9 protein-coding genes are annotated in these 15422 nt (G+C 66.9%); 1 reads left to right on the forward strand and 8 read right to left on the reverse strand.

Annotated features, from left to right (window positions below; all coding sequences use genetic code 11):
- Positions 1 to 109 precede the first annotated feature (109 nt).
- Positions 110 to 2743 carry a DUF4215 domain-containing protein gene (locus DB32_RS13120; protein ID WP_053232774.1) on the forward strand — a complete coding sequence of 878 codons (2634 nt, stop codon included), beginning with the start codon at positions 110 to 112 and terminating at the stop codon, positions 2741 to 2743.
- 170 nt (positions 2744 to 2913) lie between these two features.
- Here DB32_RS13120 and DB32_RS13125 read toward each other — a convergent pair whose 3' ends face one another.
- The 8 genes from DB32_RS13125 to rplK all read right to left on the reverse strand — a co-directional run bounded on the left by DB32_RS13125 (position 2914) and on the right by rplK (position 15384).
- Positions 2914 to 3591: a succinate dehydrogenase cytochrome b subunit gene (locus DB32_RS13125; protein ID WP_053232776.1), complete on the reverse strand. Its 678-nt coding sequence runs from the start codon at positions 3589 to 3591 to the stop codon at positions 2914 to 2916.
- A 75-nt stretch (positions 3592 to 3666) separates the two neighbouring features.
- Positions 3667 to 4293 (reverse strand): GNAT family N-acetyltransferase, encoded by a 627-nt coding sequence (locus DB32_RS13130; protein ID WP_053232778.1) that lies wholly within the window; start codon positions 4291 to 4293, stop codon positions 3667 to 3669.
- 104 nt (positions 4294 to 4397) lie between these two features.
- Positions 4398 to 8573, reverse strand: a complete 4176-nt coding sequence (gene rpoC / locus DB32_RS13135; RefSeq protein WP_053232779.1) for a DNA-directed RNA polymerase subunit beta' — start codon at positions 8571 to 8573, stop codon at positions 4398 to 4400.
- A gap of 8 nt (positions 8574 to 8581) precedes the next feature.
- The gene (gene rpoB, locus DB32_RS13140; protein WP_053232781.1) at positions 8582 to 12787 is read right to left on the reverse strand and encodes a DNA-directed RNA polymerase subunit beta; all 4206 of its coding nucleotides are present in this window, start codon (positions 12785 to 12787) and stop codon (positions 8582 to 8584) included.
- Positions 12788 to 13015: 228 nt separating this feature from the next.
- Positions 13016 to 13393, reverse strand: a complete 378-nt coding sequence (gene rplL / locus DB32_RS13145; RefSeq protein ID WP_053238791.1) for a 50S ribosomal protein L7/L12 — start codon at positions 13391 to 13393, stop codon at positions 13016 to 13018.
- Between the two features lie 111 nt (positions 13394 to 13504).
- Complete coding sequence (rplJ, locus tag DB32_RS13150) at positions 13505 to 14068, reverse strand: 50S ribosomal protein L10 (protein WP_053232782.1); 564 nt, start codon at positions 14066 to 14068, stop codon at positions 13505 to 13507.
- Positions 14069 to 14070: 2 nt separating this feature from the next.
- Complete coding sequence (rplA, locus tag DB32_RS13155; protein ID WP_053232784.1) at positions 14071 to 14781, reverse strand: 50S ribosomal protein L1; 711 nt, start codon at positions 14779 to 14781, stop codon at positions 14071 to 14073.
- Positions 14782 to 14943: 162 nt separating this feature from the next.
- Entirely contained in the window at positions 14944 to 15384 is a 441-nt protein-coding gene (rplK, locus tag DB32_RS13160; RefSeq protein ID WP_053232785.1) for a 50S ribosomal protein L11, read from the reverse strand.
- Positions 15385 to 15422 lie beyond the last annotated feature (38 nt).

Raw genomic sequence — 15422 nt, forward strand, 5'->3', positions numbered from 1 at the left:
CCCGATTTCAGTTCGATTTCGACCCCGTGTACGCTCGCTGCGCAGCTTGCTCTTTGGCAGGGGGAAGGGGGTCGTGATGAGAAGGCGATGGAGAGCGGTAGGTGCCCTCGTGCTCGCGCTGGCGCTCGGTACAGCGGCGTGCGGTGACGACGACGGAGATCCGGGCGACGCGTCGACCGGTGTCGACGCACAGGTCGGGACCGACGCGGGGCCGTCCGAGACCCGCTGCGGCGACGGCACGGTGCAGATGGGCGACGGCGAGATCTGCGACGACGGGAACACCACCGACGGCGACGGGTGCAGCGCCGACTGTCGGAGCGACGAGACGTGCGGCAACGGCGTCCTCGACGAGGCCGCCGACGAGGTCTGCGACGACGGCAACACCGCCGACGGCGACACCTGCCGCGGCGACTGCGCATCGGACTACCGCTGCGGCAACGGCGTCGTGGACACCACCGCCGACGGCGCCAGCAGCGACGAGGTCTGCGACGACGGGAACACCGCCAACGGCGACGGATGCAGCGCGTCGTGCAGCTCGGACGAGTCGTGCGGCAACGCCATCGTCGACCTCGGCGCCGGCGAGATCTGCGACGACGGCAACACCGAGGATGGCGACGAGTGCAGCGCGGACTGCCTCACGAGCTTCCTCTGCGGCAACGGCGATCTCGATGGCGCCGAGGAGTGCGACGACGGGAACGACGCCGACGGCGACGGTTGCAACGCGTCGTGCCAGCAGGAGCGCTGCGGCAACGGCCGCGTGGACGCGGGCGAGGCGTGCGACGACGGCAACGACGTCGAGACCGACGGGTGCCAGCTCGATTGCACGTTCACCTGCTCGAGCGACGCCGACTGCGACGACGGCGCGGTCTGCAACGGCGCCGAGGTCTGCAGCGCGCCGGGCACCACGACCAGCGCCTGCGCGCCCGCGGCGAGCCCCGCGCCCGACGGCGCCGCCTGTGGCACCGGCCAGATCTGCCTGACCGGCGGCTGCGTCGCGAGCGCGTGCGGCGACGGCTTCACCGACGCCTCGCGCGGAGAGCAGTGCGACGACGTCAACACCGTGAGCGGCGACGGCTGCGAGAACGACTGCACGTTCACGTGCTCGAGCGCGGCGGACTGCAGCGACGGCGCGGTGTGCAACGGCCCCGAGGTCTGCATGAACGCCGGCAGCGTCGCGAGCCGCTGCGCGGCGGGCTCGCCCGCCTCCAACGGCACGTCGTGCGGCGGCGGGCAGATTTGCATCGGCGGCGCCTGCACCACGGCGGGCTGCGGTGACGGCGTGGTGAGCGGCGCCGAGCAGTGCGACGACGGCAACACGAGCAACGGCGACGGCTGCGACGCCGACTGCCGCTGGACCTGCACCGCCGCGACGGCGGTGGCGGACTGCGGCGACGGCAACGCGTGCAACGGTGTCGAGGTCTGCACGGCCGGCGGATCGCTCGCGAGCCGCTGCGGCCCCGGCACGGCGCCGGCGAACGGCGCGAGCTGCGGCGGGACGAACATCTGCGTCGGCGGCGCCTGCGTCGCCCGCCGCTGCGGCGACATGATCGTCAGCACGGGCGAGCAGTGCGACGACGGAAACACCGCGAACGCCGACGGCTGCGACAACGACTGCACCTGGACCTGCGCGGGCGCCGCCGACTGCTCCGACGGCAACGTCTGCAACGGCGCCGAGGTCTGCACGTCGCCGAGCACGCTCGGAAGCCGATGCGGCGCGGGCACGCCTGCGGCGACCGGCACCACCTGCGACCGCGACGCCAACGCGTCGACGCGCGACATCTGTCGCTCGAGCGTGTGCGTCGCGTCGGCGTGCGGCGACGGCTACGTCGACGCGATGTCGAGCCCCGTCGAGCAGTGCGACGATGGCAACACGGCAGGCGGCGACGGCTGCAGCGCGACCTGCACGATCGAGATGTCGATGCCGCCCACCGGGTTCCGCATCACCTCGCTGACGCTGATCTCGCCGCGCGTGATCGTCGACGTCCCGCTCGGCGGCTGCCAGGACATCACCGTCAACTGTGCCAGCGTCTTCGGCGGGTGCGCGGCCGACGGCGTGAACACGATGCTCGCGCAGGCGCTCAACCCGACGACGACGACGGGCGGCGAGTACTCGCTGCACCTCGTCCCGATCTTCCGGCCCTACGCGCCGGGCACCGCCACGACGCCCGCGGACTTCCACTTGAACGCGGAGTGCAACCAGTCGCCGACGCCCGACTCGTGCGGTCCGGCGGCCACCGCGCCGAGCGTCGCGATGTCGAGCGTGACGAACCGCTCGACGGGCACCTGCTTCACGCCGATCGCGTCCGAGGTGAACACGCGCGCGGGCACGCCGGCGGCGTATCCCACGGTCAACACGGTCAGCGGGCCTTGCTTCATCAGCGACGCAGAGACGCTGACGATCGACATCGGCGGCATCCTCGTCCCGCTCCGGGACGCGACGCTCTCGGCGGCCTACGACGGCACCGCGGTCGGCTCGCGCCGGCTCGTGAACGGCGTGGTCCGCGGCTTCCTCACCGAGGCGGACGCGCTCACCGCAGCGCTGCCGGCCGACCTGCCGCTGGTCGGCGGCGATCCGCTCTACGAGCACCTGCAGGCGGGCAACCGCACCGTCAGCGGCGTCGCCGACGCGTGCAACGTCGGCGGCGGCACCAACGAGGACGACGCCGACATGAACGGCACGACGCGTGGGTTCTGGTTCTTCCTGAACTTCACGGCGGAGGAGATCACCTGGACCGGGACCTGATCGCGTCTCGCGCCACGTGATGCAGATGGACGGCCCGGTGCGTTCTCGCACCGGGCCGTTCGCGCTCGTGCGCCGAAGCGTGGCGCTGACCCGAAGGCGGGAACGCTCCGGCGATCGTCGAAGCGGCGTGCGGTGTCAGCGGGAGCCGACGGCGGAGCCCCGACGCCGGATCAAGGCACCAGCACGCCGGCCCACACCGCGATCGGCATCGACGCGAAGCCCGCGCACACCAGCACCGCGAGCGCGATCGCCACCACGTTGCGCGTCTTGTCGACCTGCGGATCCACGAGCCCGAGCGTCTGGAACAAGCTCGACGCGCCGTGCGCGAGATGGACCGTCAGCGCGCCGTTCGCGATCACGTAGAACGCCGCGACCCACGGCACCTGGAAGCTGCGCACCACGTTGCCGTAGTAGTCGTGCGGATCGTGCGCGAGCCCCGCGGGCATCGCCGCGCCGACCGTCAGATGGAGGATGTGGTAGACGAGGTAGAGCCCGACGAGCGGGCCAGTCCAGCGCATCGTCCGCGCCGCGTACGACGTCACCACGTCCTTCTTCACGTGATAGCGCTGCGGGCGCGACTCGAGGCTCCGTCGCGTGATCACGATCGACGTCCCGACGTGCACCACGATGCCCGCGATCAGCACGCCGCGGATGCCCCAGAGCATCGCGGGGCTCTCCTTCAGCGCGTCGTAGTACGCGTTGAACGAGTCGCGCCCGAGGAACATGTGCAGGTTCGAGTAGAGGTGGTTGATCAGGAAGAAGAACCACCCCGCGCCGCTCAGCGCGAGCAGCGTCTTGAGGAAGAGCGAGGTCGAGAGCGAACGAGCGCGGAGCGATACGGCCTGCACGGCGACACCTCGTCGAAATCGGCCCGAGGATGGGCTCTACCTGGATGACGTGCCAGCACTTCGTGGCGTGACATCTCAGCCGCGCGCGACCGACCGCCCGAGCGCGTCGAACGCCTCGTATCGCACCTTCGTCGCTGCGCTCGCGCCGAGCTCGTCGGCGAAGAGCGACCAGATCATCCGGTCGCACTCTCGCCCCCGCGGATCGAGCGCACGCCGGCGGAGCGTCGCGTCGTGCGTGTACCCGAGCCGCCTCGGCACCGCTGCGCTCCGCACGTTGCGCGGATCGCAGTGGATCTCGACGCGCGCCACGCGATGCACGTCGAACGCGACGCGCGTGAGCGCGCCCGCCGCCTCGGTCACGTACCCGCGGCCCTCGTGCGCGACCGAGATCCAATAGCCGATCTCCAATGCCTGCGGGCCGACGCGCGCATGGAGCCCGATGCCGCCCATCAGCTCGCCCGAGCTCCCGTCGAAGATCCCGTACACGAGATCACTCGCCGGGCGGTCGAGGTCCGCACGGGCACGACGAATCCACGCGAGCCGCGAGTCGATGGTGGTCGCCTCCATCGTGGCCCACGGCATCCATCGCGCGAGGTGCTCGAGGTTCGCCTTCAGGAGCTCGCCCGACGCGGCAGCATCGGTGGGCTCGTATCCGCGCACCAAGAGCCGCTCGGTGCGCACCGAGTACACGGGACCTTCCATCCCGCGCTCATAGCGCACCAAAGCGAAAAGGGCCGCGAGCCCATCGGCTCGCGACCCTCTTCACGTGCGACTGGCACCCTCGGCGAGGGTGTCGGGTCAGGCGCTCACTCCTCTTCGGAGGCCGCCGCCATCAGGTCGTCCGCGGGCGAATAGTCGCTCGCCGCCGACCCGTCCTCGACGATCATGTCGAGGCGCTTGTACGCCGAGAGGCCCGTACCGGCCGGCAGGAGGCGTCCCATGATGACGTTCTCCTTCAGGCCGCGGAGCTCGTCGACCTTGCCGTTGATCGCCGCCTCGGTGAGGACCTTCGTGGTCTCCTGGAACGAGCTCGCCGAGATGAAGCTCTCGGTGCTCAGCGAGGCCTTCGTGATGCCGAGCAGCAGCGGCTCGGCGATCGCGGGGGCTCCGCCACGCGCGAGGACCTTCTCGTTCTCGCGCTCGAACACGGCCTTCTCGACCTGCTCGTCCATCAGGAAGTTGGTGTCGCCCGGCTCCTTCACTCGGACGCGGCGCAGCATCATCCGCACGATCGTCTCGATGTGCTTGTCGTTGATGCCGACGCCCTGGAGCCGGTAGACCTGCTGGATCTCGTTCACCAGCCAGGCCGCGAGCTCCTTCTCGCCCTTGATCTTCAGGATGTCGTGCGGGTTGGCGGGGCCGTCCATCAGCGGCTCGCCGGCGCGGACGTAGTCACCTTCCTTGACGGTGAGGTGCTTGCCCTTCGCGATCAGGTACTCCTTCGCGTCGCCCGACTCGGGCTGCACGAGGACCTTGCGCTTGCCCTTGGTGTCCTTGCCGAACGTGACCGTGCCGTCGATCTCCGCGACGATCGCGTGATCCTTCGGCTTGCGGGCCTCGAAGAGCTCGGCCACGCGCGGCAGACCGCCCGTGATGTCCTTGGTCTTCGTGGTCTCGCGCGGGATCTTCGCGAGGATGTCGCCCGCGTCGACCTCGGTCCCGTCCGCCGGGATGATGTTCGAGCCGACCGGGAGGAAGTAACGCGCGAGGTTCTCACCCACGCCCGTCTTCTTCGTCTCGCCGCTCTCGTCCTTGATCGACAGGCGCGGGCGCGCCGACGCATCGCGCGACTCGATGACCACGCGCTGCGAGAGGCCGGTCACCTCGTTGAGCTTCTCCTCCATCGTGACGCCATCGATGATGTCGCCGTACTTCACGATGCCGGAGACCTCGGTGAGGATCGGGATCGCGTAGGGATCCCAGTCCGCGAGGGTCGTGCCCTTCTGGACGAACGTGCCCTCCGGCACCTTCAGGAAGGCGCCGTACACGAGGTTGTAGGTCTCCTTCTCGCGGCCCGACTCGTCGACGATCTTCAGGACGCCGTGGCGGTTCATCACCACCACCGTTCCGTCCTTCTTCGTCACCGTGTTGACCTTCTCGAGCTTGACCCGGCCCTCGAAGCGGTTCTCGATCGCCGACTGCTCGATCTTGCCGCGCGCCGCCGCACCACCGATGTGGAAGGTGCGCATCGTGAGCTGCGTGCCCGGCTCACCGATCGACTGCGCCGCGATGACGCCGACCGCTTCGCCCGTGTTCACGCGGTAACCGCGCGCGAGGTCACGGCCGTAGCAGAGGGCGCAGATGCCGCGACGGGTCGCGCACGTGAGCACCGAACGGATGCGCACGCTCTCGATGCCCGCCTCTTCGATCTCGCCGACCTTCGCCTCGTCGATCTCCTCGCCGGCGGCGACGACCACACGGTCCTCGTCACGCGGATCGAAGATGTCCTCGAGCGCCGTACGGCCGAGGATGCGCTCGCCGAGGCCCTGCACGATCTCGCCGCCCTCTTCGAGCTTCGCGATCTCGATGCCGTCGATCGTTCCGCAGTCGTGCTCCGTGACCACGGCGTCCTGCGCGACGTCGACGAGACGACGCGTGAGGTAGCCGGAGTTCGCGGTCTTGAGCGCGGTGTCGGCGAGGCCCTTACGCGCGCCGTGCGTCGAGATGAAGTACTGGAGAACGGTCAGACCCTCGCGGAAATTCGCGGTGATCGGCGTCTCGATGATCTCGCCGCTCGGCTTCGCCATCAGGCCGCGCATGCCGGCCAGCTGACGAATCTGCTGGTTCGAGCCACGCGCGCCGGAGTCCGCCATCATGAAGATGGGATTGAAGGAGGCAGTCTCCTTCTTCTCGCCATCCTTGCTGACGATGACCTCGCGGCTGATGCCCTCGATCAGATCGCGCGCGACCTGGTCCGACGCAGCGGCCCAGATGTCGACGATCTTGTTGTACCGCTCACCGTCGGTGATCAGGCCTTCCTGATACTGCTCGATGACGGTTTCGACGTCGGCCTGCGACTGCTCGAGGATCGTCTTCTTCGACGGCGGGATCAGCATGTCGTCCATGCAGACCGACACGCCCGACTGGGCCGCCATCTCGAAGCCGAGGCTGCGCATGCGGTCCGCGAGGAGAACCGTCGCCTTGTTCTGGTGCGCGCGATAGCAGGCGTCGATCACCTCGGTGAGCGCCTTCTTCGTGAGCACGCGGTTCATCAGCGAGAACTCGAGCTTGTCGGGCAGCACCTCGCTCACGAGGACGCGACCCACGGTCGTGTCCGCGAGCTTGCCGTCCACGCGGCACTTGATGCGCGCGTGCAGCTCGATCTCACCCGCGTCGTACGCCATGCGCACTTCGTCGGGCGACGCGTAGATGCCGCGGAAGTTGCCCGTCTTCTCGCTGCCGTCGACGTACTCGCCGCGCGCGAAAGGACGCTGCCGCGTCATGTAGTAGAGCCCGAGGACGATGTCCTGCGTCGGGTTGATGATCGGGCGGCCGTTCGCGGGCGAGAGGATGTTGTTCGTGCTCATCATGAGCACGCGCGCTTCCATCTGCGCCTCGATCGAGAGCGGCACGTGGACCGCCATCTGATCGCCGTCGAAGTCCGCGTTGAACGCGACGCAGACGAGGGGGTGCAGCTGGATCGCCTTGCCCTCGATCAGCACCGGCTCGAACGCCTGGATGCCGAGACGGTGAAGGGTGGGGGCTCGGTTCAGCATCACCGGGTGCTCGGTGATGACCTCCTCGAGGATGTCCCAGACCTCCGGCTTCTCCTTCTCGACGAGCTTCTTCGCGCTCTTGATCGTCGTGACGTAGCCGCGCTCTTCGAGCTTGTTGTAGATGAACGGCTTGAAGAGCTCGAGCGCCATCTTCTTCGGCAGACCGCACTGGTGAAGGCGCAGGCTGGGACCGACGACGATGACCGAACGACCGGAGTAGTCGACGCGCTTGCCGAGCAGGTTCTGGCGGAAGCGGCCCTGCTTGCCCTTCAGCATGTCGCTGAGCGACTTGAGCGGGCGCTTGTTCGGGCCGGTGATCGTCTTGCCGCGACGGCCGTTGTCGAACAGCGCGTCGACCGCCTCCTGAAGCATGCGCCGCTCGTTCCGGATGATGATCTCCGGCGCGTTCAGCTCGATGAGGCGCTTCAGGCGGTTGTTGCGGTTGATGACACGACGATAGAGATCGTTGAGATCCGACGTCGCGAATCGACCGCCGTCGAGCGGAACGAGCGGGCGGAGATCCGGCGGGAGCACCGGAATCACCGTCAGCATCATCCACTCGGGACGATTGCCACTCTCCTTGAAGGCCTCGATGACCTTCAGGCGCTTGGCGTACTTCTTCCGCTTCGCCTCGCTGCTCGACTCCTTCATCTCGGAGCGGAGCTGCTCGGCCATCGCGTGGACGTCGATCTCCTTGAGGAGCTCGAGGATCGCCTCGCCGCCCATGCCAGCCTTGAAGCGGTCGTCGCCGTACTCGTCGAGGAGCTCCTGGTGGCGCTCCTCCGAGAGGATCTCGCCCTTCTCGAGGGGCGTGTCGCCCTTGTCGAGAACGACGTAGCTCTCGCAGTACAGGATGCGCTCGAGATCCTTGAGCGTGATGTCGAGGATCGCGCCGATTCGCGAAGGCAGCGACTTCAGGAACCAGATGTGCGCGACGGGCGTCGCGAGCGTGATGTGGCCGAGGCGCTCACGACGCACCTTCGACTGAATCACCTCGACGCCGCACTTCTCGCACACGATTCCACGGTGCTTCATGCGCTTGTACTTGCCGCAGATGCACTCGTAGTCCTTCACGGGACCGAAGATCTTCGCGCAGAAGAGCCCGTCCCGCTCCGGCTTGAACGTGCGGTAGTTGATCGTCTCCGGCTTCTTGACCTCGCCGTGCGACCACTCGCGGATCTTCTCAGGCGAAGCGAGCGAGATACGAATCGCCGAGAACGAGAGCGGATCCTTCGGCTTCTCGAAGAACGAGAAAATGTCCTTCATCGTCTACCTCACTCCTCCTCGGCAACCAGCACGTCATCGCTCTTGCGCGGCGTGCCCCCCGGGCCCTCGATCAACTCGACGTTGAGACAGAGGGCCTGGAGCTCCTTCATCAGGACGTTGAAGCTCTCCGGCAGACCCGCGTCGAGGATGTACTCGCCCTTCACGATGGACTCGTACATCCGAGTGCGGCCCTGCACGTCGTCGGACTTGACGGTGAGGAACTCCTGCAGCGCGTATGCGGCGCCGTAGGCCTCCATCGCCCAGACCTCCATCTCGCCGAGGCGCTGACCACCGAACTGCGCCTTGCCGCCGAGGGGCTGCTGGGTGACCAGCGAGTACGGCCCGATGCTGCGCGCGTGGATCTTGTCGTCCACGAGGTGGTGCAGCTTCAGGATGTACATCACGCCCACCGTGACATCGCGGTGGAACGCTTCACCGGTGCGACCGTCGAAGAGCACCGTCTGACCGCTGGTGCGAGCCGACACGTGATAGAGCGACGAGCGCTGCTCGTGCTCCTTCGCCGTGTCCTGCACCAGCTGCAGCAGGCCCTTGATCTCGCTCTCGTGCGCGCCGTCGAAGACGGGCGACGCGAGCTTGAAGCCGTTCTTGTACTTCTCCGCGAAGGACACGAGCTCTTCGGTCTTGAGCTCGTCGATCAGCGCGCGGGTCTCACCGCGCTTGAAGATCGCCTGCAGGTGCTTGCGCAGCCCGTCGCCGCCGAGCTTCTTCTCGGCGATCAGCTCCTGGATCTGCCGACCGAGCAGCAGGCCCGCCCACCCGAGGTGGACTTCGAGGATCTGACCGACGTTCATGCGGCTCGGGACGCCGAGCGGGTTGAGCACGACGTCCACCGGCGTGCCGTCCGGCAGGTACGGCAGGTCCTCCTCGGGGAGGATGCGCGACACGACACCCTTGTTGCCGTGTCGACCCGCCATCTTGTCGCCGACCTGGAGCTTCCTCTTGATGGCGATGTAGACCTTCACCATCTTGATGACGCCCGGCGGCAGCTCGTCGCCCTTCGAGAGCTTGCCGATCTTCTCCTGGAAGAGGCTCTCGATCGCGCCGACCTGCTCGTTGAGCTCCTCGAGGATCGCCTGGACCTTCTCCTGGCCCTTGTCGATCTCGATGTCCTTCCAATACTTGCGCGGGATCGGGTCGAGCATCTCCGCAGTGATCTCGGCGCCCTTCGCGAGGAGGACCTTGCCCTTCTCGTCGACGAGCTTCGACTGCGTGGTGCGACCCGTGAGGAGCTTCTTGACGCGGTTGTAAGCGGACTCGCGGATGATCTTCTGCTCGTCCGCCATGTCCTTCTCGAGCTTCGCGCGCTCGGCGTCCTCGATCTCCTTCGCGCGGTCGTCCTTCTCGGTGCCCTTGCGGGAGAAGACGCGCGCGTTGATCACGACGCCACCGACGCCCGGCGGGACGCGCAGCGACGTGTCGCGCACGTCGCCCGCCTTCTCACCGAAGATCGCGCGGAGGAGCTTTTCCTCGGGCGAGAGCTGCGTCTCGCCCTTCGGCGTGATCTTGCCGACGAGGATGTCGCCGCTCTTCACCTCGGCGCCGATGCGCACGATGCCCGAGTCGTCGAGGTCCTTGAGGGCGTCCTCACCGACGTTCGGGATGTCGCGCGTGATCTCTTCCTTGCCGAGCTTCGTGTCGCGCGCGACGCACTCGAACTCCTCGATGTGCACCGAGGTGTAGATGTCTTCCTTCGCGATTCGCTCCGAGATCAGGATCGAATCTTCGAAGTTGTATCCACCCCACGGCATGAACGCGACGACCACGTTGCGGCCGAGCGCGAGCTCGCCGACATCGCAGCTCGGACCGTCGGCGATCACGTCGCCCGCCTTCACGCGCTCACCGGGGCGAACCACCGGCTTCTGCGTGTACGACGTCGACTGATTGCTGCGCGCGAACTTGCCCAGACGATAGATGTCGGGGAACGCGCCCGCCTCGCCCTCGGCCTTCACGACGATACGCGTCGCGTCGACCGAGTCGACGATGCCATCGCGCTTCGCGAGGATGCACACGCCCGAGTCGCGCGCGACCTTGCCCTCGAGGCCGGTCCCGACGATCGGCGCGTCACAGCGGACCAGCGGCACCGCCTGACGCTGCATGTTCGAGCCCATGAGGGCGCGGTTCGCGTCGTCGTGCTCGAGGAACGGAATCATCGACGCGGCGACCGAGACGAGCTGATTCGGACTGACGTCCATCAGCGTGATCTGGTCGTGCGGCACCATCACCGACTCGCCGTTGTAGCGAGCGGGGACGAGGCCCGCGTTGAGCATGCCGTCCTTGTCGGTCTTCGCGTTCGCCTGGGCGATGTAGTGGCCTTCCTCCTCGAGGGCGGAGAACCACCGCACTTCCTTGGCGACCTGGCCGTTCTCGACCTTGCGGTACGGCGTCTCGACGAAGCCGTACTCGTTCACGCGCGCGAACGTCGAGAGCGACGCGATGAGGCCGATGTTCGGACCTTCCGGCGTCTCGATCGGGCAGATACGACCGTAGTGCGTCGGGTGGACGTCGCGGACCTCGAAGCCCGCACGCTCACGGGTCAGACCGCCGGGCCCGAGCGCCGAGAGACGACGCTTGTGCGTCACCTCGGAGAGCGGGTTCGTCTGATCCATGAACTGCGAGAGCTGCGAGCTGCCGAAGTACTCCTTGACCACCGCGGAGACGGGCTTCGCGTTGATCAGGTCGTGCGGCATGAGCGTCTCGATCTCCTGAGACATGCTCATGCGCTCCTTGATCGCGCGCTCCATGCGAACCAGGCCGATGCGGTACTGGTTCTCCATGAGCTCGCCGACCGCGCGCACGCGACGGTTGCCGAGGTGGTCGATGTCGTCGACCGAGCCGCGGCCGTTCTTCAGCTCGATGAGGTGCTTGACCGTGTGCAGGATGTCGAGCGTCGTCAGGACGCTGACCTCGAGCTGCGGGCGAGCCGGATCCTCTTCCTTGTAGAACTTGTAGTTCAGCTTCAGGCGGCCGACCTTCGAGAGGTCGTAGCGCTCCGGGTTGAAGAACAAGTTGTTGAAGAGGGTCTTCGCCGTCTCGAGCGTCGGCGGATCGCCCGGGCGCAGGCGGCGGTAGATCTCGAGGATCGCCTCGTCCTGCGTGGTGATCTTGTCCGCGTTGAGCGTGTCGCGGAGGTACGAGCCGACGTTGAGGCCGTCGATGAAGAGGATCTTGAAGCTCTCGATCTTCGCCTCGCGAAGGCGCTCGAGCTTCTCCTCGGTGACCTCTTCGTTGACGCCGAGAAGGACCTCGCCGGTCTCCTCGTCGATCACGTCCTCGGCGCTGACCTTGCCGACGACCTCGGGGAGATCGAGCGGAAGGCGATCGAGGCCCGCGTCCTTCAGCTTGCGGATCGCGGCGCGCGTGAACTTGCGGTTCTTGCGCACGATCACGTCGCCCTCGACCTTGATGTCGCGGGTGGCGCGCTGACCGGGGAGGAGATCGAACTCGATCGAGCGCGCGTACTTGCCGCCCTTCTCGAGGAAGATCGTCTCGGTGTCGTAATAGAACTTGAGCAGATCCTGCGTCGAGTAGCCGAGCGCCTTGAGCAGCACGGTCGCGTGCAGCTTGCGGCGGCGATCGATGCGGACGTAGATGAGGTCCTTCGGATCGAACTCGAAGTCGAGCCACGAGCCGCGGTAGGGGATCACGCGCGCCTGGTAGAGCAGCTTGCCGCTCGAGTGCGTCTTGCCCTTGTCGTGGTCGAAGAACACGCCGGGCGAGCGGTGCAGCTGGCTGACGACGACGCGCTCGGTCCCGTTGATGATGAACGTACCGTTCTCGGTCATCAGCGGGATCTCGCCGAAGTAGACCTCCTGCTCCTTGATGTCGCGGACGGTCCGCTCCGAGCCTTCGCTCTGCGAGTCGTAGATGATCAGCTGGATCGTGACCTTGATCGGCGCGGCGTAGGTCATGCCGCGCTGCACGCACTCGTCCACGTCGTACTTGGGACGCTCGAGCGTGTATCCGACGAACACGAGCTCGCTCGTGCCGTTGAAGTCACGGATCGGGAAGACGCTGCGGAAGACGCCCTGCAGGCCGATGTCTTCGCGCCGGTTGGGAGGAACGTTCGCCTGGAGGAACTTCTCGTACGACCGCTTCTGGATGTCGATCAGATTCGGGATGCCGATGATCTGACTGATCTTCGCGAAGCTGTGCCGAATCCGGAAGTTGGTCTGAATCTGCGAGGTCGAGGCCATCGGAACGTACCTCTATGCGTCTTGGTTCGGGAGCCCGGAAGCTAGTCGAAGGACGGGGTAGAACCCCAGAAAACGTGCGGCAGAGTCAGGCGACCCGTGCGGGGTCGAGCCAGCGACTCAGCCGAAAGCGCCGCAGATGCGGGCGTCAGAAAGACGGAGCACGGCGCAGGGGCCTTCCGGCCCCCGCACCGTGATCCTTTCAGCCGTGCTCGTGATTGCAGATCCCGGTCACTTCAGCGTGACCTTGGCGCCAGCCTCCTCGAGCTTCTTCTTCATGTCCTCGGCGTCGGCCTTCGACACGCCTTCCTTGACGACCTTCGGCGCGGCCTCGACGAGGTTCTTCGCGTCCGCCAGGCCGAGGCCCGTCAGCTCGCGAACGACCTTGATCACGTTGATCTTCTTGTCGCCGCCGCTGGTGAGCTCGACCGTGAACTCGGTCTGCTCCGCCGCGGGGGCCGCCGCCGCGCCGCCGCCCGCCGGGGCCGCGACCGCGACCGCCGCCGGCGCCGCCTTGACGCCCCACTTCTCCTCGAGCGCCTTGATGAGGTTCGCAACCTCCATCACGGTCCAGCTCGAGAGCTCATCGACCATCTTCTGCTGATCCATCGTCGCCATGTTGACCTTCTCTTCCCTGCAATCACGCGCACTTGAGCAGGTGCGCAAATCTCATGTTCTGGTTCGTTTCGGTGAGTTGGAGTACGAGCGAATCGCTCGGGCTCAGCCGCCGCTGCTCTCTTCGAGCTGCTTGCGGCGCGCCTCGAGCACGTAGACGAGGTTCTGCAGGGGGGCCTGCAGCTGCGCGACGAGGTTCTGCGCCGGCGCCTGGAGGGTCGCGAGGAGCATGGCGCGGAGCTCGTCCTTGCCAGGCATCGAGGCGAGCTGCTTCTCGACGTCACCGCCAGCCATGACGGCGTTGTCGAGAACCGCGGCCTTGACCTCGAGCTTCTCCTGCTTGTCGCCTTCCTTGCGGAAGTCGCGCACGACCTTCGCGGCCGTCGAGGGATCCTCGAACGAGAACGCGACGGCGGTCTCGCCGGCGAGGACCTTCCCGAGCTTGCCCTCGAGGGGGGTCCCCTTCAGCGCCTGCTCGACGAGCTTGTTCTTGACGACCTTGTACTCGACGCCCGCCTTGCGGAACTTCGAGCGCAGGTCCGTCACCGTGATCACGTCCATGCCCTTGAAGCCGAGGAACACGACGCTGGTCGCCTTGTCGAAGAGGCCCTTGACCTCGTCGACGACCTTCGCCTTGTCCGCGCGGGCAGTGCTGGTTCCGTTGGCCATGATCACGCCTCCGCAGTCGCCTGCTCGACCGTCGCCGTGTCGACCTTGACGCCCGCGCCCATCGTGGTGCTGATGGTGATGCTGCGAAGGTAGGTGCCCTTGGCCGCCGACGGCTTCGCCTTCATCAGCGCAGCAATCAGTGCACGGGCGTTCTCCTCGAGCTTGTCCGGCGAGAACGACTTCTTGCCGATCGGAGCGTGGACGATGCCACCTTCCTTCTCGGCGCGGAACTCGACCTTGCCGCCCTTGGCCTCCTTGACCGCCTTCGTGACGTCGAACGTCACGGTGCCGGTCTTGGGGTTGGGCATCAGACCGCGGGGACCGAGCACACGACCGAGACGACCGACCTGACCCATCATGTCGGGCGTCGCGATCACGGTCTCGAAGTCGAGCCAGCCTTCTTGGACCTTGGCCACCAGGTCGTCGGCGCCGACAAAGTCAGCTCCGGCCGCCTGGGCCTCCGTCGCCTTCTCGCCCTTTGCGAAGACCAGGACACGAACGGTCTTGCCGATGCCGTGGGGCAACACGGTTGCTCCACGAACCATCTGATCGGCGTGCTTCGGGTTGACCCCGAGCCTGACCGCGATGTCCACACTCTCGTCGAACTTGGCGAAGCTCGCCTTGGCGACGAGAGCGACGGCCTCCGGGAGGGCATAGCGACGATCACGATCGATCGACTCGATCGCGCTCTTGCGCTTTCTTCCCGTCTTCATCGCTCCTCCATTCGGCGGCCCCGACCCCATTGTCGGCGTTCCCGCCTCCCACCGACGCCGTCACTTCTCAGCGGCAGTGGTTCGATCACCGACGTTCCACCCATCCAGCGGGAAGGGTGTTGCGACGATGTCAGTCCGAACTCGAATCGTCGCTCGAGCAGGTCAGTCGACGACGTCGACGCCCATCGAGCGGGCGGTGCCCGCCAGCGAACGAACGCACGCCTCGATCGAGGCCGCGTTCGTGTCCTGGATCTTCTCCGCCGCGAGCTTCGCGAGCTGCGCGCGGGTGATCTTGCCGACCTTGTCCTTGTTGGGACGCGACGAGCCGCTCGCCGGCTTCTTGCCGATCTTCAGCCCGAGCTCGCGCTTGATGAGCACCGAGGCGGGCGGCGTCTTCGTGATGAAGGTGAACGAGCGGTCGGAGAAGACCGTGATCACCACCGGGATGATCAGCCCCTCCTGCTTGTTCGTCCGCGCGTTGAACTCCTTGCAGAACTGCATGATGTTCACGCCGTGCTGACCGAGCGCGGGACCGACCGGGGGCGAGGGGTTCGCCTTGCCGGCGGGGAGCTGGAGCTTGATCTGACCAGTGACCTTCTTCATGGCTGCGTCCTGAAATCCCGCGCGCGCGGAGCGAAGCG

Source organism: Sandaracinus amylolyticus, from assembly GCF_000737325.1.
Lineage (GTDB): Bacteria > Myxococcota_A > Polyangia > Polyangiales > Sandaracinaceae > Sandaracinus > Sandaracinus amylolyticus.

Excerpts from the sequence above, each read along its gene's own strand:
- rplJ (WP_053232782.1), bottom strand. The coding sequence starts at position 14,068 with ATGGCCAACGGAACCAGCACTGCCCGCGCGGACAAGGCGAAGGTCGTC.
- rpoB (WP_053232781.1), bottom strand. The coding sequence starts at position 12,787 with ATGGCCTCGACCTCGCAGATTCAGACCAACTTCCGGATTCGGCACAGC.
- rpoC (WP_053232779.1), bottom strand. The coding sequence starts at position 8,573 with ATGAAGGACATTTTCTCGTTCTTCGAGAAGCCGAAGGATCCGCTCTCG.
- rplK (WP_053232785.1), bottom strand. The coding sequence starts at position 15,384 with ATGAAGAAGGTCACTGGTCAGATCAAGCTCCAGCTCCCCGCCGGCAAG.
- DB32_RS13130 (WP_053232778.1), bottom strand. The coding sequence starts at position 4,293 with ATGGAAGGTCCCGTGTACTCGGTGCGCACCGAGCGGCTCTTGGTGCGC.
- rplA (WP_053232784.1), bottom strand. The coding sequence starts at position 14,781 with ATGAAGACGGGAAGAAAGCGCAAGAGCGCGATCGAGTCGATCGATCGT.
- rplL (WP_053238791.1), bottom strand. The coding sequence starts at position 13,393 with ATGGATCAGCAGAAGATGGTCGATGAGCTCTCGAGCTGGACCGTGATG.